At 75.0% G+C, this 24422-nt stretch carries 25 protein-coding genes and 1 riboswitch; of the genes, 10 read left to right on the forward strand and 15 right to left on the reverse strand.

Features of this window, described 5'->3' with window-relative positions:
- Position 1: 1 nt before the first annotated feature.
- The 7 genes from IE245_RS22640 to IE245_RS22670 all read right to left on the reverse strand — a co-directional run bounded on the left by IE245_RS22640 (position 2) and on the right by IE245_RS22670 (position 8701).
- The gene (locus IE245_RS22640) at positions 2 to 1342 is read right to left on the reverse strand and encodes a cobyrinic acid a,c-diamide synthase CobB (protein WP_189950453.1); all 1341 of its coding nucleotides are present in this window, start codon (positions 1340 to 1342) and stop codon (positions 2 to 4) included.
- Positions 1336 to 1944 carry a cob(I)yrinic acid a,c-diamide adenosyltransferase gene (cobO, locus tag IE245_RS22645; RefSeq protein ID WP_189950455.1) on the reverse strand — a complete coding sequence of 203 codons (609 nt, stop codon included), beginning with the start codon at positions 1942 to 1944 and terminating at the stop codon, positions 1336 to 1338. The genes IE245_RS22640 and cobO overlap by 7 nt, the downstream gene beginning before the upstream one ends.
- On the reverse strand, positions 1944 to 3983 hold the full coding sequence (locus tag IE245_RS22650; RefSeq protein WP_189950457.1) for a putative cobaltochelatase: 2040 nt from the start codon (positions 3981 to 3983) through the stop codon (positions 1944 to 1946). Before IE245_RS22650 ends, cobO begins: the two co-directional genes overlap by 1 nt.
- A gap of 412 nt (positions 3984 to 4395) precedes the next feature.
- Positions 4396 to 5904, reverse strand: coding sequence for a cobyric acid synthase (locus IE245_RS22655; RefSeq protein ID WP_189950459.1), 1509 nt, complete (start codon positions 5902 to 5904; stop codon positions 4396 to 4398).
- Complete coding sequence (locus IE245_RS22660) at positions 5901 to 6875, reverse strand: cobalamin biosynthesis protein (RefSeq protein WP_189950461.1); 975 nt, start codon at positions 6873 to 6875, stop codon at positions 5901 to 5903. The genes IE245_RS22655 and IE245_RS22660 overlap by 4 nt, the downstream gene beginning before the upstream one ends.
- 54 nt (positions 6876 to 6929) lie before the next feature.
- Positions 6930 to 7011, reverse strand: a riboswitch (cobalamin riboswitch).
- Positions 7012 to 7170: 159 nt separating this feature from the next.
- Positions 7171 to 7392, reverse strand: a complete 222-nt coding sequence (locus tag IE245_RS22665; RefSeq protein ID WP_189950463.1) for a hypothetical protein — start codon at positions 7390 to 7392, stop codon at positions 7171 to 7173.
- Between the two features lie 28 nt (positions 7393 to 7420).
- Positions 7421 to 8701: an inorganic phosphate transporter gene (locus IE245_RS22670; protein WP_189950465.1), complete on the reverse strand. Its 1281-nt coding sequence runs from the start codon at positions 8699 to 8701 to the stop codon at positions 7421 to 7423.
- Positions 8702 to 9065: 364 nt separating this feature from the next.
- On the opposite strand from IE245_RS22670, the gene IE245_RS22675 reads away from it, so the two are divergent.
- Together IE245_RS22675 and IE245_RS22680 are read left to right on the forward strand one after the other, a co-directional pair.
- Positions 9066 to 10175, forward strand: a complete 1110-nt coding sequence (locus tag IE245_RS22675; RefSeq protein WP_189950467.1) for an alpha/beta hydrolase — start codon at positions 9066 to 9068, stop codon at positions 10173 to 10175.
- A 97-nt stretch (positions 10176 to 10272) separates the two neighbouring features.
- A complete protein-coding gene (locus tag IE245_RS22680) occupies positions 10273 to 11724 on the forward strand; it encodes a hypothetical protein (RefSeq protein ID WP_373305379.1) in 1452 nt (483 codons plus the stop codon).
- Positions 11725 to 11778: 54 nt separating this feature from the next.
- On the opposite strand, the gene IE245_RS22685 is transcribed toward IE245_RS22680, so the two are convergent.
- Together IE245_RS22685 and ypfJ are read right to left on the reverse strand one after the other, a co-directional pair.
- Positions 11779 to 12180: a VOC family protein gene (locus IE245_RS22685; RefSeq protein WP_189950469.1), complete on the reverse strand. Its 402-nt coding sequence runs from the start codon at positions 12178 to 12180 to the stop codon at positions 11779 to 11781.
- 76 nt (positions 12181 to 12256) lie between these two features.
- A complete protein-coding gene (gene ypfJ / locus IE245_RS22690) occupies positions 12257 to 13150 on the reverse strand; it encodes a KPN_02809 family neutral zinc metallopeptidase (RefSeq protein WP_189950471.1) in 894 nt (297 codons plus the stop codon).
- A gap of 276 nt (positions 13151 to 13426) precedes the next feature.
- Between ypfJ and IE245_RS22695 the strand changes: the two genes are divergently transcribed.
- The 3 genes from IE245_RS22695 (at position 13427) to IE245_RS22705 (ending at position 16501) form a co-directional block, all read left to right on the forward strand.
- Complete coding sequence (locus IE245_RS22695) at positions 13427 to 15025, forward strand: ABC-F family ATP-binding cassette domain-containing protein (protein WP_189950473.1); 1599 nt, start codon at positions 13427 to 13429, stop codon at positions 15023 to 15025.
- Between the two features lie 321 nt (positions 15026 to 15346).
- Complete coding sequence (locus tag IE245_RS22700; RefSeq protein ID WP_006123601.1) at positions 15347 to 15568, forward strand: helix-turn-helix domain-containing protein; 222 nt, start codon at positions 15347 to 15349, stop codon at positions 15566 to 15568.
- A gap of 132 nt (positions 15569 to 15700) precedes the next feature.
- Complete coding sequence (locus IE245_RS22705; RefSeq protein WP_189950475.1) at positions 15701 to 16501, forward strand: enoyl-CoA hydratase/isomerase family protein; 801 nt, start codon at positions 15701 to 15703, stop codon at positions 16499 to 16501.
- 12 nt (positions 16502 to 16513) lie between these two features.
- Here the strand turns inward: IE245_RS22705 and IE245_RS22710 are convergent, their stop codons facing one another.
- Positions 16514 to 17185 (reverse strand): hypothetical protein, encoded by a 672-nt coding sequence (locus IE245_RS22710; protein ID WP_189950477.1) that lies wholly within the window; start codon positions 17183 to 17185, stop codon positions 16514 to 16516.
- A gap of 91 nt (positions 17186 to 17276) precedes the next feature.
- On the opposite strand from IE245_RS22710, the gene IE245_RS22715 reads away from it, so the two are divergent.
- From IE245_RS22715 to amaP, 5 genes are read left to right on the forward strand one after another with little or no spacing between them, the layout of a single operon-like run.
- Positions 17277 to 17732: an Asp23/Gls24 family envelope stress response protein gene (locus IE245_RS22715; RefSeq protein WP_189950479.1), complete on the forward strand. Its 456-nt coding sequence runs from the start codon at positions 17277 to 17279 to the stop codon at positions 17730 to 17732.
- A gap of 48 nt (positions 17733 to 17780) precedes the next feature.
- Complete coding sequence (locus tag IE245_RS22720; RefSeq protein WP_169086037.1) at positions 17781 to 17972, forward strand: hypothetical protein; 192 nt, start codon at positions 17781 to 17783, stop codon at positions 17970 to 17972.
- A 5-nt stretch (positions 17973 to 17977) separates the two neighbouring features.
- Positions 17978 to 18337, forward strand: coding sequence for an Asp23/Gls24 family envelope stress response protein (locus IE245_RS22725; protein ID WP_189950481.1), 360 nt, complete (start codon positions 17978 to 17980; stop codon positions 18335 to 18337).
- The gene (locus tag IE245_RS22730) at positions 18334 to 18984 is read left to right on the forward strand and encodes a DUF6286 domain-containing protein (RefSeq protein ID WP_189950483.1); all 651 of its coding nucleotides are present in this window, start codon (positions 18334 to 18336) and stop codon (positions 18982 to 18984) included. The genes IE245_RS22725 and IE245_RS22730 overlap by 4 nt, the downstream gene beginning before the upstream one ends.
- A gap of 5 nt (positions 18985 to 18989) precedes the next feature.
- A complete protein-coding gene (amaP, locus tag IE245_RS22735; protein ID WP_189950485.1) occupies positions 18990 to 19589 on the forward strand; it encodes an alkaline shock response membrane anchor protein AmaP in 600 nt (199 codons plus the stop codon).
- 7 nt (positions 19590 to 19596) lie between these two features.
- Here amaP and IE245_RS22740 read toward each other — a convergent pair whose 3' ends face one another.
- The 5 genes from IE245_RS22740 to IE245_RS22760 all read right to left on the reverse strand — a co-directional run bounded on the left by IE245_RS22740 (position 19597) and on the right by IE245_RS22760 (position 24391).
- Complete coding sequence (locus IE245_RS22740) at positions 19597 to 20352, reverse strand: SDR family oxidoreductase (protein ID WP_189950487.1); 756 nt, start codon at positions 20350 to 20352, stop codon at positions 19597 to 19599.
- Between the two features lie 4 nt (positions 20353 to 20356).
- On the reverse strand, positions 20357 to 22141 hold the full coding sequence (locus IE245_RS22745) for a glycoside hydrolase family 15 protein (protein ID WP_189950489.1): 1785 nt from the start codon (positions 22139 to 22141) through the stop codon (positions 20357 to 20359).
- A 33-nt stretch (positions 22142 to 22174) separates the two neighbouring features.
- Entirely contained in the window at positions 22175 to 23020 is an 846-nt protein-coding gene (locus IE245_RS22750) for an SURF1 family cytochrome oxidase biogenesis protein (protein WP_189950490.1), read from the reverse strand.
- A 98-nt stretch (positions 23021 to 23118) separates the two neighbouring features.
- Positions 23119 to 23352 (reverse strand): metallothionein, encoded by a 234-nt coding sequence (locus tag IE245_RS22755; protein ID WP_169086049.1) that lies wholly within the window; start codon positions 23350 to 23352, stop codon positions 23119 to 23121.
- Between the two features lie 64 nt (positions 23353 to 23416).
- Positions 23417 to 24391 carry a DEDDh family exonuclease gene (locus tag IE245_RS22760; protein WP_189950492.1) on the reverse strand — a complete coding sequence of 325 codons (975 nt, stop codon included), beginning with the start codon at positions 24389 to 24391 and terminating at the stop codon, positions 23417 to 23419.
- Positions 24392 to 24422: the final 31 nt, after the last annotated feature.

Here is a 24422-nt window from a genome sequence, read left to right on the forward strand (position 1 = left end):
CTCACGCGCAGTGCCCGACGAACCGCGCGGCGATCCCGGGGGCCCCGGCCCAGTGGGTGTGCACGTAGCTCGCGTGCACCCCGCCCCGCACGAAGCCCTCCACGCGGGGCTCCGGCTGCCGCAGCCCCCAGGCCGCGGACGCGCCCGCGCCCGGCTCGATGACGGTCCGGTGGAACTCGTGCCCCCGCACCCGGGTCCCGGCGGCCGCGAGCACGCTGTCGCCGACGGCCACCGCGTCCCGGTACCCGAGCGTCAGCCGCTCCGACATCCGCGCGTCCGCGTCGAGGACCCCGCACATCGGCGTCCCGTCGAGCGACCGCGCCAGGTACAGCAGCCCCGCGCACTCGGCGGCGACCGGCGCCCCCGACGCGGCGAGCTCCGCCACGGCCTTCCGCAGCGGCTCGTTGGCGGCCAGTTCCGCCGCGTACATCTCGGGGAACCCGCCGCCGACGACGAGCCCGCGGGTGCCCTCCGGGAGGACCTCGTCCCGCAGCGGGTCGAAGGTCACGACCTCGGCGCCGGCGGCGGTGAGCAGCTCCGCGTTCTCCGCGTACGAGAACGTGAACGCGGCGCCGCCGGCGACCGCGACGACCGGCCGGCCCCCCGCCGGGGGAGCCACCGCGGACGGGCTCCACTCCGCCGCGGTCAGCGGCGGCGCCGACCGGGCGAGCGCGAGCAGCCCCTCCAGGTCGCAGCCGGCGAGCACCTGCTCCGCCTGCGCGGCCACCGCCTCCACCGCCTGTGCCTGCCGCTCGGCGACCGGGATCAGGCCGAGGTGCCGCGAGGGCGTGGCGACGGCGGGGGCCCGCCGCAGCACGCCGAGGACCGGCACGCCCGACTCCTCCAGGGCCTCCCGGAGCAGCGTCTCGTGCCGGTCGCTGGCGACCTTGTTGAGGATCACTCCGCCGAGCCGCACCTCCGGGTCCCAGGACGCGAAGCCGTGCACGAGAGCCGCCACCGACCGCGACTGCGAGGAGGCGTCCACGACGAGCACCACCGGTGCCCGCAGCAGCTTGGCGACCTGCGCGGTGGAGGCGAGCTCGCCCTGGCCGGCGGCACCGTCGTACAGCCCCATCACGCCCTCGACCACGGCCAGGTCGCAGCCGCGCGAGCCGTGCGCGAAGAGCGGCGCGATCAGCTCCGTCCCGCACATGTACGCGTCGAGGTTGCGGCCCGGACGGCCGGTGGCGAGCGCGTGGTAGCCCGGGTCGATGTAGTCGGGCCCCACCTTGTGCGGGGAGACGGCGAGCCCACGGGAGGCGAACGCGGCCATCAGACCGGTCGCCACCGTGGTCTTGCCGGCGCCCGACGAGGGGGCCGCGATGACGAGACGCGCTACCACTCGATGCCCCGCTGGCCCTTCTGGCCGGCGTCCATCGGGTGCTTCACCTTGGACATGTCGGTGACGAGGTCGGCGAAGTCCACCAGCTCCTGCGGCGCGTTGCGCCCGGTGATGACGACGTGCTGCTGCCCGGGGCGGTCCCGCAGCACCTCCACGACCTCCTTCACGTCGATCCAGCCCCAGTGGAGCAGGTACGCGAACTCGTCGAGGACGTAGAACTTGTACCGCTCCTCCGCCAGATCCCGCTTGACCTGCTCCCAGCCCTCGCGCGCCTTGTCCTCGTGGGACTGCTCGCCCTCGGCGACCTCGCGCTGGATCCAGGACCAGCCCTCGCCCATCTTGTTCCAGGTGACCGTCCCGCCCTTGCCGGTCTCGCCGAGCGCCTTGAGGGCGTTCTCCTCGCCGACCTTCCACTTGGCGGACTTCACGAACTGGAACACCCCGATCGGCCAGCCCTGGTTCCAGGCGCGCAGCGCCATCCCGAAGGCGGCCGTCGACTTCCCCTTGCCGACGCCGGTGTGCACCATCACCAGTGCCCGGTTGCGGCGCTGACGGGTCGTGAGGCCGTCGTCGGGCACGACGGTCGGCTGTCCCTGCGGCATTAAGCGGCCCTCCTGACAGAGCGGTTGACTTGTGCTTCCCGTACGAGCCCGGCGATCGCGTCGGCGCGCAGCTCGTCGAGGGTGACGGCGGTGCCGCCCAGATCACGGGCGAGGTTCCCGGCGAGGCCGAGCCGCACCGGGCCCGCCTCGCAGTCCACGACCACGGCGGCGGTGCCGTCGGCGGCGTGCAGCCGCGCGGCCCGCGCGGCGAGGCCCACCGGGTCGGGCCCGCCGCCGGTCGCCCGCCCGTCGGTGACGACGACGAGCAGCGGCCGGCGCGAGGGGTCCCGCAGCCGCTCGACCCGCAGCACGTCATGGGCCCTCAGCAGCCCGGCGGAGAGCGGCGTACGGCCTCCGGTCGGCAGCTCCTCCAGGCGGGCGGCGGCCGCGTCCACGGAGGACGTCGGGGGCAGCGCGAGCTCGGCGCCGCGCCCCCGGAAGGTCACCAGGCCCACCTTGTCGCGCCGCTGGTACGCGTCGAGCAGCAGCGACAGCACGGCGCCCTTGACGGCGCCCATGCGCGTGCGCGCCGCCATCGACCCGGAGGCGTCCACGACGAACAGCACGAGGTTCCCCTCGCGCCCCTCCCGCACCGCCTGCCGCAGGTCGTCCCGGCGCAGCACGAGCCCCGCGCCGGACCGCCCGCGCGCCCGCTGGTGCGGGGCGGCGGCCCGGACGGTCGCGGCCAGGTGCAGCTTGGTCAGCGCGCCCCGGGGCCGGGTGGCGCCTGTGGTCCGCCCGTGCTCGGTCCGCGCCCGGGACCGCCGGCCGGCGGCCCCGTCGCCGACGCCGGGCACGGAGAGCATCCGCGTGCGGAACGGCTCGGCGGCCTTCACGGCGGCCCGCTCGCCGCCGCTCCCCTGTGGAGCGGGCGCCCGCGAGGGGGAGGGGGCCTCCTCCGGGACGTCGCCGGCCTCGGGCGCGCCCCCGTCACCGGCCTGGGGCGGCACCCCGCCGCCTCCGTCGGGCCCGCCGTCCCCCGGCCCGTCCGGGCCCGGGTCCGGGTCGGGCTCGTCGTCGTTCTCGTCCCCCTTGAACTGCTCCAGGGTCTCGTCGAGCCGGTCCTCGTCGAGCCCGGGCGCGTCGAAGGGGTTGCGCCGCCGCCGGTGGGGCAGGGCGAGCAGCGCGGCCTGCCGCACGTCCTCGCTCGTCACCTCGTCCCGTCCCGCCCACGCGGCGAGCGCGGTCGCGGTCCGGGCCATCACGATGTCGGCGCGCATGCCGTCGACCTCGAACGCGGCGCAGGTGGCGGCGATCTGGAGCAGCGCGGCGTCCCCGAGCACGACCTTCGGCAGCAGCTCGCGCGCGGCGACGATCCGCTCCCGCAGCGCGGCCTCCTCGCCGGCCCACCGGGCGGCGAACCCCACGGGGTCGTCCTCGAACGCGAGCCGTCGCCGCACCACCTCGACCCGCTCCTGCGGATCGCGCGAGGCGGCCACCTCCACGGTCAGCCCGAACCGGTCGAGCAGCTGCGGCCGCAGCTCGCCCTCCTCGGGGTTCATGGTCCCGACGAGCAGGAACCGCGCGGCGTGCCGCACGGAGACGCCCTCCCGCTCGACGTGCGAGGCGCCCATGGCGGCGGCGTCGAGGAGATGGTCGATCAGGTGGTCGGACAGGAGGTTGACCTCGTCGACGTAGAGGATGCCCCGGTGCGCGGCGGCGAGCAGCCCCGGCTCGAACGCCTTCACGCCCTCGGCGAGCGCCTTCTCGATGTCGAGCGCCCCGACGAGCCGGTCCTCGGACGCCCCGACGGGCAGCTCCACCATCCGCGCGGGACGCGCGTCCGAGCCCCCGTCCGGGTGCGGCCCGTCCGGGCACCCCGGATCGGGCGAGCCGGGGTCGCAGCTGAACCGGCACCCGGCGACGACGGCCACCTCGGGCAGCAGCGTGGCGAGCGCCCGCACGGCGGTCGACTTGGCGGTCCCCTTCTCCCCCCGCACGAGCACACCGCCCACCGCCGGCGACACGGCGTTGAGCAGCAGCGCGAGCCGCAGGTCGTCCATGCCGACGACGGCGGTGAAAGGAAAGCGGGTGCTCATCGAGCGATCACTCCTCGGAAAGACATGGATGCGACTTCGTCGTGCTCAACCCCCGCGCCGAGGCACGCCGGCCCTGGTGCCCCGGGCACCCGGGCCGGCCCCACCGAACGCCGCCCGGAGGCCCGGTGCGGCCGAGCCGGAGGCCGCCCGGTGGCGCGGCGCGCCGGGGCGGCCACCCGTGCGGCGCCCGCGGCGCGCGGCCCGGTCGCCGTGCACCCGGCAGCCGCCGACGGCGGGCGGCCGCCCACCAGGGCCACCCGGGGCCGACCGTCCCGGCCGCACGGGCGAGCGGAGCGAGGCGGGGGTCCCCCCGGGCGAAGCTCCGGGGGAGGGTGGGAGCCCCAGCCCGGCCGGAGACCGGGCACGGTCCCCGCGCGGCGAGCCCGCGCGGCAGCTCCGGCCCCCGCCCCCCTCACGGCGCGCCCGGCGGCACGAACGGCAGGTCCTTCGGAGCGCCCTCCTCGATGAGCCGCAGCAGCGCGTCCGTGTCGGCGTGCTCCTCGATCAGGTCGCCGAGCCGGTCGAGCTGCTCCTCCCGCAGCGCGCCGAACGACGTGTCGGGCGCGGGCACGAAGGCCCGGCCGGCCGCCGCCGCGACCTCGCGGAGGAACGCCCGGCGGAAGCCGTCGCTCTCCAGGGAGCCGTGCCAGTGGGTGCCCCAGACGGCGCCGACCCGGCAGCCGTCGAGGAACGGTTCGCCGCCGAGCACCTCCGCGACGCCGTGGTGGATCTCGTACCCCTCGACCCGCTCGCCGAGCGCCTCGCCGACCGGCCGCGCGAGGGTCTTCTCGCGCGCGAACCGGACGCGCACGGGCAGCAGCCCCAGGCCCTCGACGGCGCCCGCCCGCGACTCGACCTCGTCCTCGATGTGCTCGCCGAGCGCCTGGAAGCCGCCGCAGACGCCGAGCACCGGCCGGCCCTCGGCGGCCCGCCGGGCGAGCGCGTCGGCGAGGCCCCGCTCGCGCAGCCACGCCAGCGCCTTGACCGTCCCCCGGGTGCCCGGCACGACCACGAGGTCCGCGTCGGCCAGCTCCTCCGGCCGGTCCACGAACCGCACGATCACGCCCGGCTCGGCGGCGAGCGCGTCCACGTCGGTGAAGTTCGACATCAGCGGGACGGCGCAGACCGCGACCCGCAGCACGTCGGCGCCGACCGGCGGCGCGACCACGGACTCGCGGACGGTGCCGCGCAGCGAGACCCGGAGCCCGTCCTCCTCGTCGATCCCGAGGCCGTGCGCGTACGGCAGCACGCCGAAGGTCCGGCGCCCGGTGAGCCCGTGCAGCATGTCCAGGCCCGGCTCCAGGAGCGTCACGTCGCCGCGGAACTTGTTCACCAGGTATCCGGCGATCAGCTCCTGGTCCTCGGGCGCGAGCAGCGCCGTCGTGCCGAAGAACTGGGCGAAGACCCCGCCCCGGTCGATGTCGCCGACGACGACGACGGGCAACCGCGCGGCCCGTGCGATGCCCATGTTGACGATGTCGGTCCGCCGCAGGTTGATCTCGGCCGGACTGCCGGCCCCCTCGCAGATCACCGCGTCGTGCGTGGCCCGCAGCTCCTCCAGGCAGGCGAGGACCGGCTCGAAGAGGGTCCGCTGCCGTCCGCCGTGGTAGCCGCGGGCGCTCATCTCGCCGACCGGCTTGCCCATGAGCACGACCTGGCTGGACCGGTCGCCGCCCGGCTTGAGCAGCACCGGGTTCATCAGCGCGGTCGGCTCGACGCGGGCGGCCTGCGCCTGCATGGCCTGCGCGCGGCCGATCTCGGCGCCCTCCCGGGTCACGAAGGAGTTGAGGGACATGTTCTGCCCCTTGAACGGCGCGACCTTGACGCCCTGCCGGACCAGCCACCGGCAGATGCCGGCCGTGACGACGCTCTTGCCCGCGTCGGAGGTCGTCCCGGCGACGAGCAGCCCCCCACCCCTCACTTCGTCCTCCGCTTCACCGTGTCGGTCAGGATCCGGCCGCCCACGCAGGCGGCCAGGGTCAGCCAGGTCACCCGGCGGGAGAGCCGGACGGCCCGGTCGACGTCGGCGACCTCCACGGGCCGCCCCTCCCCGTTGAGCACGGGCCGGTGCTCGACCCGCCCGCCGTACGAGAGCGTCCCCCCGAGCCGTACCCCGAGGGCGCCCGCGAACGCCGCCTCGACGGGTCCGGCGTTGGGGCTCGGGTGCTTTCCGGCGTCCGCCCGCCAGGCCCGTACGGCTCCGTGCCGGTCGCCGCCCGCGAGGACCGCGAGCGCGGCGGTGAGCCGGGCGCCGGGCCAGCCGGCCAGGTCGTCGAGGCGGGCGGAGGCCCAGCCGTAGCGGCGGTACCGGGGCGACCGGTGGCCGACCATGGCGTCCAGCGTGTTCACGGCCCGGAAGCCGAGCAGCCCGGGCACGCCCGCGACCGCGCCCCAGACGAGGGCGCCGACGACGGCGTCGGAGGTGTTCTCGGCGACGGACTCGACGACCGCGCGGGCCATCGCCGGCCCGTCCAGGGCCTGCGGGTCGCGTCCGACGAGGTGCGGCATCCGCTCCCGGGCGACCTCCAGGTCGCCGGCGGCGAGCGCGCCGCCGATGGCCCGGGCCTCCCGGCCGAGGGTCGTGCCGCCGACGACGGCCCACACGGCGGCGGCGGTCAGCGCGGCGGAGCCGGTCCGGCTGCCCCGGACCGCCCGGGCGGCCAGCGCCCCGGCGGCGACGGCACCGCCCGCGCAGACGGCGGTGTGCAGGGCGCCCCGGCCCCGGTGGTCGCGCCAGAGGCGCTTCTCGACGGCGGCGGCGGCCCGCCCGAAGGCGGCCACGGGGTGGCCGCGGCGGGGATCGCCGAGGACCAGGTCGACGGCGAGGCCGGCGGCCGCTCCGTACGCGAAGACTGCGGTGGTCCGGGAGACCACGGGGGTGCGGCCGGGCATGGCGGCGTGTCCTCACTCAGGGTCCGCGCCCTGGGTCGACGTGACGGGCGGCGAGAGTTCCTGACTCCCGGCCCGGGCTGTTCACCGGGGCCGGTCACAGTGGCGGGACCGCGCCGGAATCGCACCGGGCTTCCTCTCCATTGCCGCCGTACTGGCCCCGGCAGTCCACCACGCCCCGCGAACGGCCGTCAACTCACCCTTGACCTGCGACGGGTCACTGTGCGGAGCGCCACAGACACGAGGGCCGGGCCCGCCCCCGTGAGAGGTGCGGGCCCGGCCCTCCGGGTGCCGTGGGTCAGACGACGATCAGGTAGATGCCGTACGCGACGGCGGCCGCGCAGAGCGCGAAGCAGGCGTAGGCGCCGGTGCGGGCGAGGGTCGCGGACCCTCCCCGGGCCGCGGCCTCCTCCTGCTTGGTGAGGCCGACGATGCCGAGGGTGAAGAGGCCCACGAGGGCGACGGTCGCCACGAGGCTGACTCCGAAGACGGAGCCGAGAGCTGCCCAGTCGATCTTCATGGCTTGGTTTCCCGTTTCCTTGGAGGTCTCAGACCGCGGCGGCGGGGGCCGGGGGAGCGGCGGGGTCGTTCGGACCCGGCGCGTGGATGGTGGTCTTCAGGCCGTCGTCCGCGACGGCGGCGACGGTGCCGGCCGGCGGCGGGGTGACGGCGGCGATGGCCGTGGTCACGACGCCGGGGGTGCCGGAGTCGGAGTCGTTCCCGTCCAGGTCGTCGGCGGTGACGTTGGTGTGGTCGACCGGCTGGCGGCGGGAGAGCGTCCAGATCACGGCCGAGCCGCCGACCAGGACGACCGCCGTGGCGGCGATGCCCCAGGGGCCCTGCTTGGTGAGGAACTCGGCGGCGGCGCCCACGAGGCCGGCGGCCGGGAGGGTCAGGCCCCAGGCGACGAACATCCGGGTGGCGGTCGACCAGCGGACGACGCCGCCCTTGCGGCCGAGGCCGGCGCCCATCACGGCACCCGAGCAGGACTGGGTGGTGGAGAGGGAGAAGCCGAGGTGCGAGGAGGCCAGGATGACCGTGGCGGCGCTGGTCTGGGCGGCGAAGCCCTGCTGCGGCTGGAGGTCGGTGAGGCCCTTGCCCATGGTGCGGATGATGCGCCAGCCGCCGAGGTAGGTGCCGAGCGCGATGGCGACGCCGGCGGAGACGATGACCCACAGGGGCGGGTTCGAGCCGGGGGCGACGACACCCTGGGTGACCAGGGCGAGGGTGATGATGCCCATCGTCTTCTGGGCGTCGTTGGTGCCGTGGGCGAGCGAGACGAGACCGGCGGAGGCGATCTGGCCGGCGCGGTAGCCCTTGGCGGTCGCCTTGGCCTCCGGGTTCGCCTTGATCTTGTACGTCAGCCTGGTCGCGGCCATCGCGGCGAGACCGGCGACGAGCGGGGCCGCCACGGCCGGGATGAGGACCTTGGTGACGATGGTGGAGCCGTTCACGGCCGACCAGCCGGCCGACATGACCGCGGCGCCGATGAGGCCGCCGAAGAGCGCGTGGGAGGAGCTGGACGGCAGGCCCAGGAGCCAGGTCAGCAGATTCCACAGGATGGCGCCGACGAGGGCCGCGAAGATCACTTCTGTGCGGATGCCCTCCTCGTTGATGATCCCGCCGGAGATCGTCTTGGCGACCTCCACGGACAGGAACGCGCCGACCAGGTTCAGCACGGCGGACATGGCCACCGCCGTCTTGGGCTTGAGGGCACCGGTCGAGATGGTCGTGGCCATCGCGTTGGCGGTGTCGTGGAAACCGTTCGTGAAATCGAACACGAGAGCTGTCACGACCACAATGGCGAGCAGCAGCGTGATGTGTTCCATTTACCCAGGCAATCGTTTGACGTCAGTGGCTCGTCGAACGTAGGCAACCTGAGTGAACGGAAGGTGAACTGGACGGGGCATCGCAGTGTCTCGATCCGGCTCCGTGAGATTCCGCTTCCGCTCCGGGACGCCCCTCTGTCCACCATCCGGTCACCCCGGAACCACGGGTGATCCCGCCCTTCCCGGCCCCCGTCGGCCCCGCCCTCCTCCCCGCGCCCGTCCGCCCGTCCCACCCCCTGGACATCTTCACCCCCACGGACGACCCCCCGAGGAGACCCTCGTCACCCTCGGGAGCGAAGGAAGCGCGACACCCGCCCGGCCCCGCCCGGTGGCAGCCTCCCCGCTTCCTCCCGAGACTGGGAAGGTGCGCCCGGCTACAGCGACGGCAGCGGCCGTCACCACCCTGATCGGTCTCGGTGCGGCCGCCGTGGCGGCCGGCCGACACGCCAGCGACGTCGTCCTCGGGGCGGCCTCGGGCCGAGCCCTCCCCGGAGACCCCAAGCTCACCGTGCACGCCACGGGTCCCGAGCGGGTCACCCTCACCCGCAGCCTCGCCTCGCTGCGCCCCGGTACGTACGGGATGACGGCGCCCGGCCTGCACGCGGTCACCGGACCGGTCCTCGACCGCGTCCCGCACACCGCCGACACGGTCGTCCGCCGGCTCGAACGCGTCGAGCGCGGCGCACTCGGCCCCGGCAGCCGGGTCCGCCTCACCCCCCAGCTGCACACCGGCACCCCGGAGACCGCCCTCGGCCTGCCGCACGAGGACGTCGAGATCCCCGGCGAGCTCGGCCCGCTCCCCGCCTGGCTGGTCACGGGTCCGCGCGCCACCTGGGTCGTGGCCCTGCACGGCATCGGCGCGGGCCGCGAGCACACGCTGAACCTCGTCCCCTTCTACGCCCGCCGCCGGGTCCCCGTCCTCGTCCCCGCCTACCGCGGCGACCGGGGCGCCCCCGCCCCGGCGGACGGCCTCGCCCGGCTCGGCGACACCGAGTGGCGCGACGTCGACGCGGTCCTGCGGTACGCGGTCCGCCGCGGCGCCTCCAAGATCGTCCTGCACGGCTGGGGCACCGGCGCCACGATGGCGCTGCGGGCCGCCGCCGAGTCGGGCGTGCGCGACCGCATCGCCGGCCTGGTCCTGGACTCCCCGGTCCTCGACTGGGAGGCCACCGTCCGCAACCTCGCCACCGCCCGGGGCGTCCCGGGCCCGCTGGTGCCGCTCGCCGTCCGCGCCGCCCTCGGCCGCACCGGCCCGCACCCCGACCACACGGTGGGCCTCGGCGTCCCCGTCCTCCTGGCGCACGGTCCCGACGACACCATCTCCCCCTGGGAGCGGTCCGTCGAACTCGCCGCGAGCCGCCCCGACCTGGTGACCCTGCTGACCGTCCGCCACGCCCCCCACGCCGCTATGTGGAACGCGAACCCCCTCCGCTACGAAGAGGCCCTGCGCCGCTATCTGACCCCCCTCGTGTAGCGCCCCCACCGCCCGCCGCGCGCGGGCGGAGGCCCGTTCGTGACGGCGTGGCGGATTCCGATTGGGCTTTCGGGCCGTCAGCGGGAAGACTGCCCCCGTGACGTCTCGAAAGCCCGATGAACCATTGGCGCGCAACTCCAGACTCCGCCTCGTCCGTCCGCGCTCGCTGGCCACCGCACGGCGGGCCGCGACGACGCGCCGCACCCGGCCTGCCCCGAGGCCGCCCGAGGGCACGCCGCCCCGCGCGGAACTGGCCCGCCAGGCCAGACTCGTCCTCGCCGACGCCGTGCGGATCGCCCGCTGGGCCGCCGCCCCCCGCGGCCCCCGGCCGGGCCCGCGCGCGGCGACGGCCCCGCCGTCCTCCGCTTCCGTCGCCGGCGCCGCCCCCGCCCCGAGCGCGACGACCGCCGAACAGGCCGCCGCCGAACTCGACCTGACGCCGGATCGGGTCCGGGCCGGCTGGGACCGGGCCCGGCTCGCCGGCCTCGTCGAGCTGCACGGCGCCACCGTCCGTCCCGGCTGGCGGCTCCAGGCCTGGGACCGGGACGACTCCGCCGTGCTCCGCGGCTGGGTCGCGCTCCTCGACGCCTGGTCGCTCGTCCACCCCGCCCCCGAGGGCGTCGCGCCCGGCGCGGTCGCCGAGGTCGTGGAGGCCGTGCCGCAGGTCCTGTCACTGCTCCAGCTCTCCCAGGGCCCCGTCCTCGTCCCCGTCCTCCTCGACCTCCTCGGCCAGCGCGTCGACGAACTCCGCGAGGAGCGCTGCGAGGTGCCCGGCGACGGTGCGCCCGCGCACCCCGCGCCGCCCGCCGAGCGGCTGCCCGCCCTGCTCGACTGGGCCCTCGAGGGCCTCGCCGAGGTCGGCGCGCTCACCCTGGACGGGGAGGACGGCCCGGAGGGACGCCACGCGACCCTGACCCCGCTCGGCAACTGGGCGGTGTGGGTCAAGCTGGAGCAGATCTGCGTGGCCGCGCAGAGCCCCGCCGGCAACATCGAGCAGTCCGCCGCCGACATGCTCCGCGGCTGCGCCCGGCTCACCCCGGGACCGGCCCGCGACGAGTACCGCGCGTGGCTCGCCGCCCGCCCGCTGGCCGGCGCGGTCGCCGAGCTCCTCGCCGCCGCGCGCGGCGAGGACGCCCTGCTGCGCGGCCTCGCCTTCGAGGCGCTGCGGGTCGTCGGCGCCCCCGCCGAGGCGGAGGTCCGCGCCGCGGTCGCCGAGCCCTCACTGCGCCCGTACGCGCTGCTGTGGCTCGCCGAGTACGAGGGCACCGACCCCGACGACGCGCAGGAGGTCCTCACCCGCGAGGAGGCGACCTGGCTCTGGGTGGACACCGCGGCCGCCGTCGCCGACCACGGGGAGAGCGAGCTGCTGGTGCGGCACCTGGACTCGGCCGTGCAGGGCACCGTGCCCGCCCTCCTGGAGGAGGTCAGGGCGGTGGGCCACCCGAGGACCGTCCAGGTGCTCGTGGCCCTCGCCGCCGCCCACCCCGACCCGGCCCTGGCCAAGGCGGTCCGCCGCGCCGCCTTCCAGGTCCACACCGGCACGGTCTGACGCCGCCCGGCCCGGCGGGCGCCGCTTCCGGCGCCCGCCCGCCGTGCTCCCGGGTCAGCCGGCCCCGCCGGGCGCGTACGTCCCGAAGCTCCAGACGTTGCCCTCGCCGTCGCGGGCCATGTAGTCGCGGGAGCCGTAGTCCTGGTCCGTGGGCGGCATCAGGATCTCCACGCCGTGGGCGACGGCGCGGGCGTGGTGCTCGTCGACGTCGCGGACCCGGACGTGGACGCCCACCGGACCGGATCCGGCCATCAGCTTGTCGAACGCGCTGCCGGTGCCCGAGCTGCCGAGCATCACCGTCCCGTTCCCGTACGACAGCTCGGCGTGGGCCACCAGGCCGTCCTCGCCCTCGTACACCGCGGTGGCGGTGAACCCGAAGGCCTCCGTGAGCAGCGTGATCGCGGCTTTGGCGTCCCGGTACGTCAGCGCCGGACAGATGTCGGGTGCCTCGGACATCCCGCTCACTCCCTCTCGTTCGACGCCGCTCGGCCAGATGTGACCTGTGACACAGTCTCGCAGTCGGTGCCGACCGTCAGCGGAAGGTGTTGCACCGGGCCATGTCGCCGGTCCGGTAGCCCGTGTGGAACCACTGCCGGCGCTGCTCCGCCGAGCCGTGCGTCCAGGTCTCCGGGGTCACCCGGCCCTGGAAGCGCTCCTGGATGCGGTCGTCGCCGACGGCCGCCGCCGCGTCCAGGCCGTCCCGGATGTCGGCGTCGTCGAGCCGGGTGAGCAGCGGTCGCCCGGTGGACTCGTCGGGGGTGGTCGTCGCGTGCCGGGCCCACACGCCCGCGTAGCAGTCCGCCTGGAGCTCGACGCGGACCGCGTGGGAGTCCGCCCCGGTCCGCCCGTCCTGGGCGCGGCCGAGCGTCCCCATCAGGTTCTGGACGTGGTGGCCGTACTCGTGGGCCACCACGTACGCCTGGGCGAAGGGGCCGCCGCCGGCGCCGAACTTCGTCCGCAGCTCCTCGAAGAAGCCCAGGTCCAGATAGACCTTCCGGTCGCCGGGGCAGTAGAACGGCCCGACCGCCGAGCTCGCCGCGCCGCACGCCGTGCTCACCTGCCGGCTGAAGAGGACGGTGGAGGCGGGGACGTAGGTGCCGCCCCGGCGCGCGTACTCGCCGCGCCAGTAGTCCTGGAGGCTGTTGACCACGGCCACGGTCCGGCAGTCCTGCCGGCTGTTGGCGTCCGCTCCGGTCCGGCAGTCCCGGCTCACCTGCGCCGCGGAGGAGGAGCTGGCCGCGGGCGCGTCCTCGTCGCCGCCGGAGAGCCCGAGCTGGTCGGGGCCGACGCCGAAGAACACGCCGAGGACCAGGGCGATGAAGCCGATGATCCCGCCGCCGACGGTGGCCCTCCCGCCCGGGATGCGGCTGCCGCGCACGTCCTTCACCTCGGAGGTGTCCAGACGGGCGTCGTCGTCGAACTGCACGGTCCACCTCCGCGTCGCCGCGGCGGCCGGACCGCCGCCCTCCGCCGAGTATCGACCGATCTCGACAGATCCGCTCTTTTTGGAGAGGAATCGGGCGATCAGATGGGTAAGGAGAGAAAGGTCCCTTCCGTCCTCCGTCGCCCGTGTGGCCGAAAACCAGTTGCATCAGCCCGTTAGACTGGCCGCATGGCCGTTCTCCTCTGGGTGCATTAGCGGCGCCGACGCCCGCCACCAGCCGTCTCTTCCGCCGTCTTCCCACCGCCCTGGAGTCTGTCCGTGATCACCGCTTCCGGCATCGAGCTGCGCGCCGGCGCCCGCATCCTCATCGAGAACGCTTCCTTCCGCGTCGCCAAGGGCGACCGCATCGGGCTGGTCGGCCGCAACGGCGCCGGCAAGACCACCCTCACCAAGTGCCTGGCCGGCGAGGGCCAGCCCGCGGGCGGCACCATCACCCGCTCCGGCGAGGTCGGCTACCTCCCCCAGGACCCGCGCACCGGCGACCTCGACGTGCTCGCCCGCGACCGCGTCCTCTCCGCCCGCGGCCTCGACGTGCTCCTCCGCAAGATGCGGCAGAACGAGGAGCGGATCGCGAACGGCTCCGGCGCCACCCGCGAGAAGGCCCTCAAGCAGTACGAGCGCCAGGAGACCGAGTTCCTCACCAAGGGCGGGTACGCCGCCGAGGCCGAGGCCGCCACCATCGCGGCCGCCCTCGGACTGCCCGACCGGGTCCTCGGCCAGCCGCTGCACACCCTCTCCGGCGGTCAGCGCCGCCGCATCGAGCTCGCCCGGATCCTCTTCTCGGACGCCGACACGCTCCTCCTCGACGAGCCGACGAACCACCTCGACGCCGACTCGATCGTCTGGCTGCGGGACTACCTGAAGAGCTACCGCGGCGGCTTCATCGTCATCTCCCACGACGTCGACCTGGTCGAGACCGTCGTCAACAAGGTCTTCTACCTGGACGCCAACCGCTCCACGATCGACGTCTACAACATGGGCTGGAAGCTCTACCAGCAGCAGCGCGAGGCCGACGAGAAGCGCCGCAAGCGCGAGCGCCAGAACGCCGAGAAGAAGGCCGCCGCCCTCAACTCGCAGGCCGACAAGATGCGCGCCAAGGCCACCAAGACGGTCGCCGCGCAGAACATGGCCAAGCGCGCCGAGCGCCTGCTCTCCGGCCTGGAGGCGGTCCGTGCCTCCGACAAGGTCGCCAAGCTGCGCTTCCCCGAGCCCGCGCCCTGCGGCAAGACCCCCCTCACCGCCGAGGGCCTGTCCAAGTCGTACGGCTCCCTGGAGATCTTCACCGACGTCGACCTGGCCATCGACAAGGGCTCCCGGGTCGTCATCCTCGGCCTCAACGGCGCCGGCAAGACCACCCTGCTCCGCCTCCTCGGCGGGGTGGAGCAGCCCGACACCGGCGAGGTCACCCCCGGCCACGGCCTCAAGCTCGGCTACTACGCCCAGGAGCACGAGACCCTGGACCCGGAACGCTCGGTCCTGGAGAACATGCGCTCCGCCGCGCCCGACCTCGACCTGGTCGAGGTCCGCAAGGTGCTCGGCTCCTTCCTCTTCTCCGGCGACGACGTCGACAAGCCCGCCGGGGTGCTCTCCGGCGGCGAGAAGACCCGGCTCGCCCTCGCGACCCTGGTCGTCTCCTCGGCCAACGTGCTGCTGCTCGACGAGCCCACCAACAACCTCGACCCCGCGAGCCGCGAGGAGATCCTCGGCGCGCTGCGCACCTACAAGGGCGCGGTCGTCCTGGTCACCCACGACGAGGGCGCCGTCGAGGCGCTCGACCCGGAGCGGATCATCCTGCTCCCGGACGGCGTCGAGGACCTCTGGGGCCCGGACTACGCGGATCTGGTCGCGCTCGCCTGAGCTCCGACTGGATCATTCGGCTCATCGCCGGATCCGTCATCTGAGTGAGAAGGTCTCGTACCCACGGCGCGGGCCTCTGCCGAATCCTTCCGGCAGGGCCCGCGTCGTACATTTGTTCCCTCGATGCGGCTGACCTGGCAATCCCTTGATCCACTCCTTTGAGGGATGCGATCCAGCCGCGCGGAATGTCGGCTTCCGATCGTGCGGGCGTCGTGCCCGGCGGCAAACCCGGCGGGACGGACCTTGTCGAATGGGTGGCCAGGATGCCGGGGAGGGGTGATCATGAGAAGTCCAGAGCGCACTTCCCATGAGGAGGCACGGGTGGCCGAGACTCTGAAGAAGGGCAGCCGGGTGACCGGCGCCGCGCGCGACAAGCTCGCGGCAGACCTGAAGAAGAAGTACGACTCCGGAGCGAGCATCCGGGCGCTGGCCGAGGAAACGGGCCGCTCCTACGGATTCGTCCACCGGATGCTCAGCGAATCCGGAGTGACGCTGCGTGGTCGCGGCGGCGCGACCCGGGGCAAGAAGGCGGCCTCGGCCTGACGCCGGGGGCGGCTCGACCCGTCCACCGGGATCCTCCCGGTGGGCACCCGGTCGGTCCTGCGACCGGTCAGGTGGTTACTGTGCAGTCACTTAGCATCGGATGCAGTGCTGCATTGGAACCGGAGGCGCCCCATGACCACGCCCGACGACTCCCAGCTCGTCTTCGACAAGGACGGTGTACGGCTCACCGTCGAGGACGCCGTTGCCACGGTGACCCTGACCAACCCGGCGAAGCGCAACGCCCAGTCTCCCGCTCTGTGGCGGGCGTTGACGGAAGCCGGCCGGTCGCTTCCGGGCAGCGTGCGGATCGTCGTCCTGCGCGGTGAGGGCAAGTCCTTCTCCGCCGGACTCGACCGACAGGCCTTCACGCCCGAGGGCTTCGACGGAGAGCCGTCCTTCCTCGACATGGCGCGCGGGTCCGACGCGGACCTCGACGCGGTCATCGCCGAGTACCAGGAGGCGTTCACCTGGTGGCGCCGCAGCGACCTCGTGTCCATCGCGGCCGTCCAGGGCCACGCCATCGGTGCCGGCTTCCAGCTCGCCCTCGCCTGCGACCTGCGGGTCGTCGCCGAGGACGTGCAGTTCGCGATGCGCGAGACCAGCCTGGGCCTCGTCCCCGACCTCACCGGCACGCACCCGCTCGTCTCCCTCGTCGGCTACGCCCGCGCGCTGGAGATCTGCGCCACCGGACGCTTCGTCCACGCCGAGGAGGCCGAGCGCATCGGCCTGGCCAACATCGCCGTGCCCGCCGACGAACTCGACGCGGCCGTACGGGGCCTGAGCGCCGCCCTCCTCGCCGCGCCGCGCGACGCGGTCGTCGAGACCAAGGCGCTGCTCCAGGGCGCCGCCGGCCGCTCCTACGAGGACCAGCGCACGGCCGAGCGCGCCGCCCAGGCCCGCCGCCTCCGCGACCTCGCCGGCCTCGGCGACTGACGCCCGGCCGCCCTACCGCAGCTCCGTCACCACCACCGTGACCGCGGCGCCCTCCGGGGCCGCCGCGGCCGCCGCCGCGCGCGCGGCCCGGGCCGTCTCCACGACCGGGCGGTCCGCCGTCACCGCGCACTCCACCCGGACCGCCTCCGGGGTCCGGTGCACCGGCGGGCCCAGCGCGTCCGTCACCGCCGCCACGCCCGGCACCCGCAGCACCGCCCGCGCCACCGGATCGTCCGTCGCCGGCGGGGTCCGGTCCGGCGGCGGGGGAGCGGGCTCCGGCGCGGGCGCCTCCTCCAGGAGGTCCGTCACCCGCAGGTCGGCCTCCGCGACCGCCAGCCCGAGCTCCCGGGCCGCCGCGAGCAGCAGCGTCCGTACCTCCTCCGCCGTCTCCGGCAGCGAGCGCCCGCCCGCCACCGCGGCGAACTCCGCCTCGATCCGCAGCGGCCCGGGCGGCAGCCCGCCCGGCGGCACCGGGAACGGACCCGCCTCCCCGGCCGGTCCCGCCGCGCCGATCCGCAGCCGGCCCGGCACCGCGCCCCGCACCCCCGCCACCGTTCGGCCCCATGCCTGCCGGGCCGCGCGCTCCGCGAGCCACACCCCGTCCGCCGCCGTGCCGAGCGGCAGCAGCCTGCCCGGCGCGAGGCGGTCGCGCACCGCCGTCGTCCAACCGTCACTCGTGGTCATTGCCCCAGCCTGCCGTATCCCTGGAGCGGTATCGGGTAACCGCCCTTAATGTGAGCGAAGAACCCCGAAATATCCTGAAAGGGGCTGAATCATGACAGACAGCGAACGCGGCGGGGAATCCACCGCCGTCACCAAGAGGGGCGGCGGCTCGGCCGCCACCCGGGGCCGCACCACCATCGCCGACGGCGTGGTCGAGAAGATCGCCGGAATGGCCGCCCGTGACGTCGTCGGCGTCCACGCCATGGGCAGCGGGCTCTCCCGCACCTTCGGCGCCGTCCGCGACCGCGTCCCCGGCGGCGGCGGCGCCAAGGCGAGCGTCACCCGGGGCGTGAAGGCGGAGGTCGGCGAGGTGCAGACCGCCCTCGACCTGGAGATCGTCGTCGACTACGGCGTCTCCATCTCCGACGTCGCCGGAGCGGTCCGCGAGAACGTGATCGCGGCCGTGGAGCGGATGACCGGCCTGGAGGTCGTCGAGGTCAACATCGCGGTCAGCGACGTGAAGCTGCCCGACGAAGAGGAAGACGAGCCGGAATCCCGGCTGCAGTAACCGCCCGGCACGGGCACACGGACCGCAGGGCTCGGAAAGGGGTTCAGCATGAGCATGGCGGTGGTCGGTCTGCTGGCCGGCATGGGTCTCGGATTCGCCGGATACTTCGGCGGCTTCGGGGCGTTTCTCCTGGTCGCGGCCTTGGGCGCGGTCGGCTTCGTGGTCGGCCGCCTCCTCGACGGCGACCTCGAACCCGGCGATCTGCTCCGCAGCCGCGACCGCGGCGACCGGCGGCGGTGACGGCGGTGCCCACCGACGTCACGGAACGCCCGGCGGTCCGCGAGCGCGGCGCCACCACGATCGCCGACCGGGTGGTCGCGAAGATCTCCGCCCAGGCCGCCAAGGAGGCCCTGGGCGGAGTGCCGGAGGGCGGTCACCGGCCGCACGCCTCGGTGGTCGTGCACCGGGACGCCGCCCGCATCTCCATCAGCCTCGAACTGGACTACCCCACGGACGTCGGCCGTCGCTGCGGGGCCGTCCGGGCCCGGGTCCGCGGCCGGGTCGAGGAACTCGTCGGCATGGAGGTCCACGAGGTCGCCGTGCACGTCGAGCGCCTCCACTCGCCGCGCACCGCGCCCACCGCCCGGAAGGGCCGCCTGGCATGACCTCACCCGAACAGCCCATCGACCCCGCGCCCGGCTCCCCGCCCGGCCCCGTGCCCGTCCTCGGCGCCCACGACAGCGACGAGCACCGCGGGACGGAAGGCGAGCGGGTCCGGCGCTTCTGGTCCGTGCGGCGGGTCCCCGCCGCGCTGCTCGCCGCCGTCGTCCTCGGCGGCGCCGGACTGCTGCTCTACGACGTGGCCGCCGTCCGGGCCGACCGGACCGCCATGAGCTGGCGGCGCGAGCTCGCCGACGACCTCGCGACCCGGACCCTCGACGACGCCGTGACCCTCGCCGCCGCGGCCCTCGTGGTGCTCCTCGGCCTGTGGCTCCTCGTCCTGGCGTGCACCCCCGGCCTGCGGAAGGTGCTGCCGATGCGCCGCGCCCACCCCGACGTGCGGGCCGGACTCGACCGGGAGGCCGCCGCGCTCGCCCTGCGCGACCGGGCCATGGAGGTCTCCGGCGTCCAGTCCGTGAAGGTCAGGGTCGGCCGCGCCAAGGTCGGCGTCCGGGCCGTCTCCCACTTCCGCCCGCTCGACGACGTCCGCGCCGACGTCGAGTCCGTCCTCGCCGGCGGCGTGGAGGAACTCGGACTCGCCCGCAGACCCGCGCTGACCGTACGGGTGGACCGCCCGTCCAAGAAGGGGTGAGGCCCGTGCACGCACCGGTCACCGCCGTCCTCCGGCGCGTCAACCGCGTCCTGCTCGGCCTCGCCGGGCTGCTCCTCGTCCTCGCCGGCGGCGCCGTCCTCGCGGCCGGCCTCGACCTGCCCGTACCGTCCTGGTGGCCCTGGTCGGGCCCCGGCGACGTGCTCCTGACCGCCGCCCGCCGGCAGCGCTGGCGCGCGGAGGGCTGGTGGTGGCCGACGGTCATCGCCGTCCTCGGCGTCCTCGTCCTGCTCGCCCTGTGGTGGCTCATCGCCCAGTTCCGCCGGGCCCGGCTCGCCGAGGTCCTGGTCGACACCGGCGACGGCGACGCCGCCGTGGTGCGCGGCCGGGCCCTGGAGAGCGTCCTGGAGGCCGACGCCGCCGCGCAGGAGGGCGTCGCCCGGGCCCGGGTCGCGCTCACCGGCCGCCGCACCGCCCCCCGGACCCGCATCGCGCTCCTCCTGGAGCCGCACGCGTCCCCGGGCGAGGCGCTGGCCGGGCTCGGCGGCGAGGCGCTGACCCGCGCGCGGACGTCCGCGGGGCTGACCGCCCTGCCCACCGAGGCCCGGTTCCGCGCGGTCAGGCACCACGCCCGCCGGGTGACCTGACCCGGCCTCAGAAGCCGTGCCGGGCGCCGCCGTCCACCGGCAGCATCACGCCCGTCAGATAGGACGCGGCGGGGGAGAGGAGGAAGGCGGCCGTCCGGCCGAACTCCTCCGGGGTGCCGTAGCGGCGCAGCGGGATCTTCGCCTCGTTCGCCGCGCGGGCCGCCTCCGCGTCCCCGGAGAGCGCGTCGAGCTGCCGCACCCGGTCGGTGTCGATCCGGCTCGGCAGCAGGCCGACGACCCGGATGCCGCGCGGGCCCAGGTCGTCGGAGAGGGACTTGGCGAAGCCGGCGAGCCCGGGACGCAGCCCGTTGGAGATGCTCAGGCCCGCGATCGGCTCGTGCACCGAGCCGGACAGGACGAAGCCGATCACGCCGCCCTCGCCCAGCGTCTCGGCCGCCGCCCGGGCGAGCCGCACCGCGCCGAGGAAGACGGTGCCGAAGGCCGCCGTCCACTGCTCGTCGGTGTTGTCCGCGGCGAAGCCCGGCGGCGGGCCGCCGACGCTGATCAGGAGGCCGTCGAAGCCGCCGAACCGGGCACGGGCCTCCGCGATCAGCCGGGCCGGGGTCTCCGGGTCGTCGTTGTCGGCGGCGAGTCCCGCCGCCCCCTCGCCCAGCTCGGCGGCGGCCGTCGCGACCGCCTCCTCCCCGCGGCCGGTGATCAGCACCCGGGCGCCCTCGGCGAGCAGCGCCTCCGCGGTGGCCCGGCCGAGCCCCCGGGTCGCGCCGGTGACGACGTACACGCGGTCCTTCAGTCCAAGATCCATGGGTCTATCCTGCCGCCTCGTCCCAGGGCAGCGCGAGTGCCGTACCGACCAGTCCGATGTGGCTGAACGCCTGCGGGAAGTTGCCGAGCTGCCGGCCCGTCACCGGGTCGTACTCCTCCGCGAGGAGCCCCACGTCGTTGGTGAGCCGCACCAGTCGTTCGAAGAGTTCCCGCGCCTCCTCGCGGCGCCCGGTCATCCGCAGCGCGTCGGCGAGCCAGAAGGAGCAGACGAGGAAGGTGCCCTCCTGTCCGGGCAGCCCGTCGACCGCGCCCGAGTCGGGGGTGTAGCGCCGCACGAAGCCCTGGTGGGTGAGTTCGGCCCGGACCGCGTCGACCGTGCCGACCACCCGGGGGTCGTCCGGCGGCAGGAAGCCGACGCGGGGGATGAGCAGGGTCGCCGCGTCGAGCTCGGCGGAGCCGTACGACTGGGTGAAGGTGTTCCGCTCCGCGTCGTACGCCTTCGCGCACACCTCCGCGTGGATCTCGTCCCGCAGCGCCCGCCACCGGTCCGGCTCGCCGGGCAGCGAGGGGTCCTCCTCCAGGGTGCGCACCGCCCGGTCGGCCGCCACCCAGGCCATCACCTTGGAGTGGGTGAAGTGGCGGCGCGGGCCGCGCACCTCCCACAGTCCCTCGTCGGGTTCGCGCCAGTGCGACTCCAGGAAGCCGAGCAGGCTCAGCTGGAGGTTCCAGGCGTGCCGCTCGGGCGGGATGCCGGCCTCCCGCGCGAGGTTCATGGTGTCCATGACCTCGCCGTACACGTCGAGCTGGAACTGGTCGACGGCCGCGTTCCCGGTCCGCACCGGGGCCGAGTCCGCGTAGCCGCGCAGCCAGGGCAGCTCGGTCTCGGGGAGTCGCCGCTCGCCGGCGGGCCCGTACATGATCTGGAGGTCGGCGGGGTCGCCGGCGGCCGAGCGGAGCAGCCAGTCGCGCCAGGCGGCGGCCTCGTCGGCGTACCCGGCGGCGAGCAGGGCGCCGAGGGTGAGGGAGGAGTCGCGCAGCCAGCAGGCCCGGTAGTCCCAGTTCCGCACCCCGCCGAGCTCCTCCGGCAGGGAGGTGGTGGGCGCGGCGACGATCCCGCCGGTGGGGGCGTAGGTGAGCGCCTTGAGGGTGATGAGGGAGCGGACCACGGTGTCGCGGTACGGCCCCCGGTAGGCGCAGCGGCCGACCCATTCCCGCCAGTCGGCGAGCGAGTGCTCCAGGGACTCGAAGGGGTCGACGAGGGCGGGCCGCCGCTCGTGGGAGGGGTGCCAGGTGAGGACGAAGGCGACCCGCTCCCCGGCGGTGACGGTGAAGGAGGAGCAGGTGGCGTACTGCTGGCCCCAGGTCTTCACGGGCGGCTCGCTGCGCAGCCAGACGGCGTCGGGGCCGGCGACGGCGACCCGGTGGCCCTCGGAGCGCCGTATCCACGGCACGATCGAGCCGTAGTCGAAGCGGAGGCGGAGCACGGCGCTCATCTCGACGCGGCCGCTGACGCCCTCGACGATCCGGACGACGTCCGGGGCGCGGTCCCGCTGGGGCATGAAGTCGGTGACCTTGACGGTGCCGGTGCGGGTCTCCCACAGCGTCTCCAGGACCAGGGAGTCGTCGAGGTAGCGGCGGGAGGTGCAGGTGCCGGAGCCCTGCGGGGCGATCCGCCAGTGGCCGTTGTCCTCGTCGCCGAGGAGGGCGGCGAAGCAGGCGGCGGAGTCGAAGCGGGGCAGGCACAGCCAGTCGATCGAACCGTCGCGTCCGACGAGGGCGGCGGTCTGGAGATCGCCGATCAGGGCGTAGTCGTCGATGCGTCGGGTCACGCTCTGGGCGTTCCCGGAAGCGACGGCGGTCAATCAGCGGGGCGAGGTGGCCTGGATCGCGTCGTCGCCCCCTTGCGGGACGCCGTCCCCGGCCCCGGCGCCCTCGGTCCCGCCGTCGCCGCCCCCGGTGGTCCCGGTCTCGCGGTCGCGCTTCTCGCGGCGTACGAGGACGAGCCAGCCGACCGGCACGCCGGCGGCGAAGAGCCACCACTGGACCGCGTACGCCATGTGCGCGCCGATCGAGTCGTGGTCGGGCTCGGGGATCTGTTCGGGAGAGCCGCCGGCCGCCGCGGGCTCGGTCTGCTCGATGTAGCCGCCGAGCACCTCGCGGCCGATGAGCTCGGCCTGCTGGCGGCTGCTGATGAGCATCACCTGACGGTCCGGCAGGCCCTTGAGGTCCTTGATGCCGCTGGCGCCGGTGGTCTCGTCGGCCTTGAGACGGCCGGTGACGGTGACCCGGCCCCGGGGGGCGGGCGGGACCTCGGGGTAGTCGCGCTGGTTGGCGGCGCCGGGCACCCAGCCCCGGTTGACCAGGACGATCCGGCCGTCCTCCAGGACCAGCGGGGTGAGGACGTGCGCGCCGACCCGGTCGTCGGAGGAGGTGCGGCGGCGTACGACGACCTCGTGCGCGGTGTCGAAGGTGCCGGTGGCGGTCACCTGGCGCCAGTAGTCGGCGCGGGGCACGACGTGGCCGGGGGAGGTGAGCTCCTCGACCGGGACCGGCGCGGCCTTCAGGTTGTCCGCGATCAGGGTGTTCTGGGCGACCCGGCGTTCGTGCCGGTGGAACTGCCAGAAGCCCAGCTCGATCATCACGGGGATGAGGGCGAGGGCGACGAGGGTGAGGATCACCCACTGCCGGGACAACAGGAAGCGGTACACCCCACGACCGTACAGCGCGCTTCGCGGGGTGCCCGCACAGGGGTCGGGTGACCGGCGCCACCCGTCCAGGATCGTTTCTTCGTCACGGGACCGGCGGCTCACACCCGGTCGACGATGCCCGCCTTCCCCTCGGCGCGGGCGCAGTGGGCGCCGCAGTACCACTTCCCGTCGGCCTCGACGCCCTGTCCGATGATCTGGACCCGGCAGTGCTCGCAGATGGGCGCCATGCGGTGGATGGCGCAGGAGAAGCAGTCGAAGACGTGCACCGCGCCCTGCGCGTGCACCTCGAAGGACATGCCGTAATCGTTTCCGCAGACCTCACAACGTGCCATGCGCCACAGGGTGGTGCCCCGCGGGCCGCGCGCGCCGCACGGCACGCCCGTCGGGGGCGGGGTGTCACCCGTCTGCCGGGGCCACGTCCCGCAGCAGATGGGCGTAGGCGGCCTCGTCGACGATCGGGGTCCCGAAGGCCTTCGCCTTGACCGTCTTGGAGGTGGCGGAGTCCGGGTCGTTGGTGACCAGGAGGCTGGTGAGCCGGGAGACGGAGCCGGCGACGTGCAGCCCGGCCTCCACCGTGCGGTCCTCCAGGAGCTCGCGGTCGACGGAGGTGTCGCCGGAGAAGGCCACCCGCATGCCCTGCTTGAGCGGCTTGTCGCTCTCGTACCGGCCGGGGTTGGGGTAGGGGCAGGCGGGCCGCTTCCGGGAGGGGCGCCAGCTCCCCGCCCCGTACGAGGACTGGCGGCCGACCACCGGTCGGGCCGGCGAGGCCGCCCACTCGGTGAGCGGCCGGCATTCGAGGAGCGGCAGCCGCACGCCCCGCTCCGCCGCCGCGTGGAGGCTGGGGCGGAAGGCCTCGGCGAGCACGCGCGCGTCGTCCAGGGCGTCGTGCGCGCGCTGCTGCACCACGCCGAAGTGGGCGGCGAGCGTGGCCAGCTTGTGGTTGGGCAGCGGCAGCGCCAGCTCCTTGGCGAGGGCGATGGTGCAGAGCCGCTGCCTGACGGGCGCGGTCCGCTCGGCGCGCGCGTACTCCCTGGCGATCATCTGCCAGTCGAACATGGCGTTGTGCGCGACGAGGACGCGGCCGTCGAGGCGGGCCGAGAACTCCTCGGCGATCTGCGCGAAGAGCGGCGCCCCTTCGAGGACCTTGCTGGTGAGGCCGTGGATCCAGACCGGTCCCGGGTCCCGCTCCGGGTTCACCAGGGTGTACCAGTGGTCCTCCACGTCGCCCTGCGCGTCGAGGCGGTAGACGGCGGCGGACACGATCCGGTCGTCGCGGGCGAGACCGGTGGTCTCCACGTCGACGACCGCGTACCCCTGCGGGTAGGCGGCCGGCCACGTCGCTGCTGTCGTGCGGTCGTCGAGCATGGTCATTGAGAATACGGCCCGCGACCGACAGTGCCGC

The organism is Streptomyces roseolus, assembly GCF_014649855.1.
GTDB lineage: Bacteria > Actinomycetota > Actinomycetes > Streptomycetales > Streptomycetaceae > Streptomyces > Streptomyces roseolus.

Coding starts and splice junctions, on each gene's coding strand:
- cobO (WP_189950455.1), bottom strand. CDS start 1,944: ATGCCGCAGGGACAGCCGACCGTCGTGCCCGACGACGGCCTCACGACC.
- IE245_RS22650 (WP_189950457.1), bottom strand. CDS start 3,983: ATGAGCACCCGCTTTCCTTTCACCGCCGTCGTCGGCATGGACGACCTG.
- IE245_RS22660 (WP_189950461.1), bottom strand. CDS start 6,875: ATGCCCGGCCGCACCCCCGTGGTCTCCCGGACCACCGCAGTCTTCGCG.
- IE245_RS22665 (WP_189950463.1), bottom strand. CDS start 7,392: ATGAAGATCGACTGGGCAGCTCTCGGCTCCGTCTTCGGAGTCAGCCTC.
- IE245_RS22670 (WP_189950465.1), bottom strand. CDS start 8,701: ATGGAACACATCACGCTGCTGCTCGCCATTGTGGTCGTGACAGCTCTC.
- IE245_RS22685 (WP_189950469.1), bottom strand. CDS start 12,180: ATGTCCGAGGCACCCGACATCTGTCCGGCGCTGACGTACCGGGACGCC.
- IE245_RS22705 (WP_189950475.1), top strand. CDS start 15,701: ATGACCACGCCCGACGACTCCCAGCTCGTCTTCGACAAGGACGGTGTA.
- IE245_RS22710 (WP_189950477.1), bottom strand. CDS start 17,185: ATGACCACGAGTGACGGTTGGACGACGGCGGTGCGCGACCGCCTCGCG.
- IE245_RS22715 (WP_189950479.1), top strand. CDS start 17,277: ATGACAGACAGCGAACGCGGCGGGGAATCCACCGCCGTCACCAAGAGG.
- IE245_RS22720 (WP_169086037.1), top strand. CDS start 17,781: ATGAGCATGGCGGTGGTCGGTCTGCTGGCCGGCATGGGTCTCGGATTC.
- IE245_RS22730 (WP_189950483.1), top strand. CDS start 18,334: ATGACCTCACCCGAACAGCCCATCGACCCCGCGCCCGGCTCCCCGCCC.
- IE245_RS22740 (WP_189950487.1), bottom strand. CDS start 20,352: ATGGATCTTGGACTGAAGGACCGCGTGTACGTCGTCACCGGCGCGACC.
- IE245_RS22755 (WP_169086049.1), bottom strand. CDS start 23,352: ATGGCACGTTGTGAGGTCTGCGGAAACGATTACGGCATGTCCTTCGAG.
- IE245_RS22760 (WP_189950492.1), bottom strand. CDS start 24,391: ATGACCATGCTCGACGACCGCACGACAGCAGCGACGTGGCCGGCCGCC.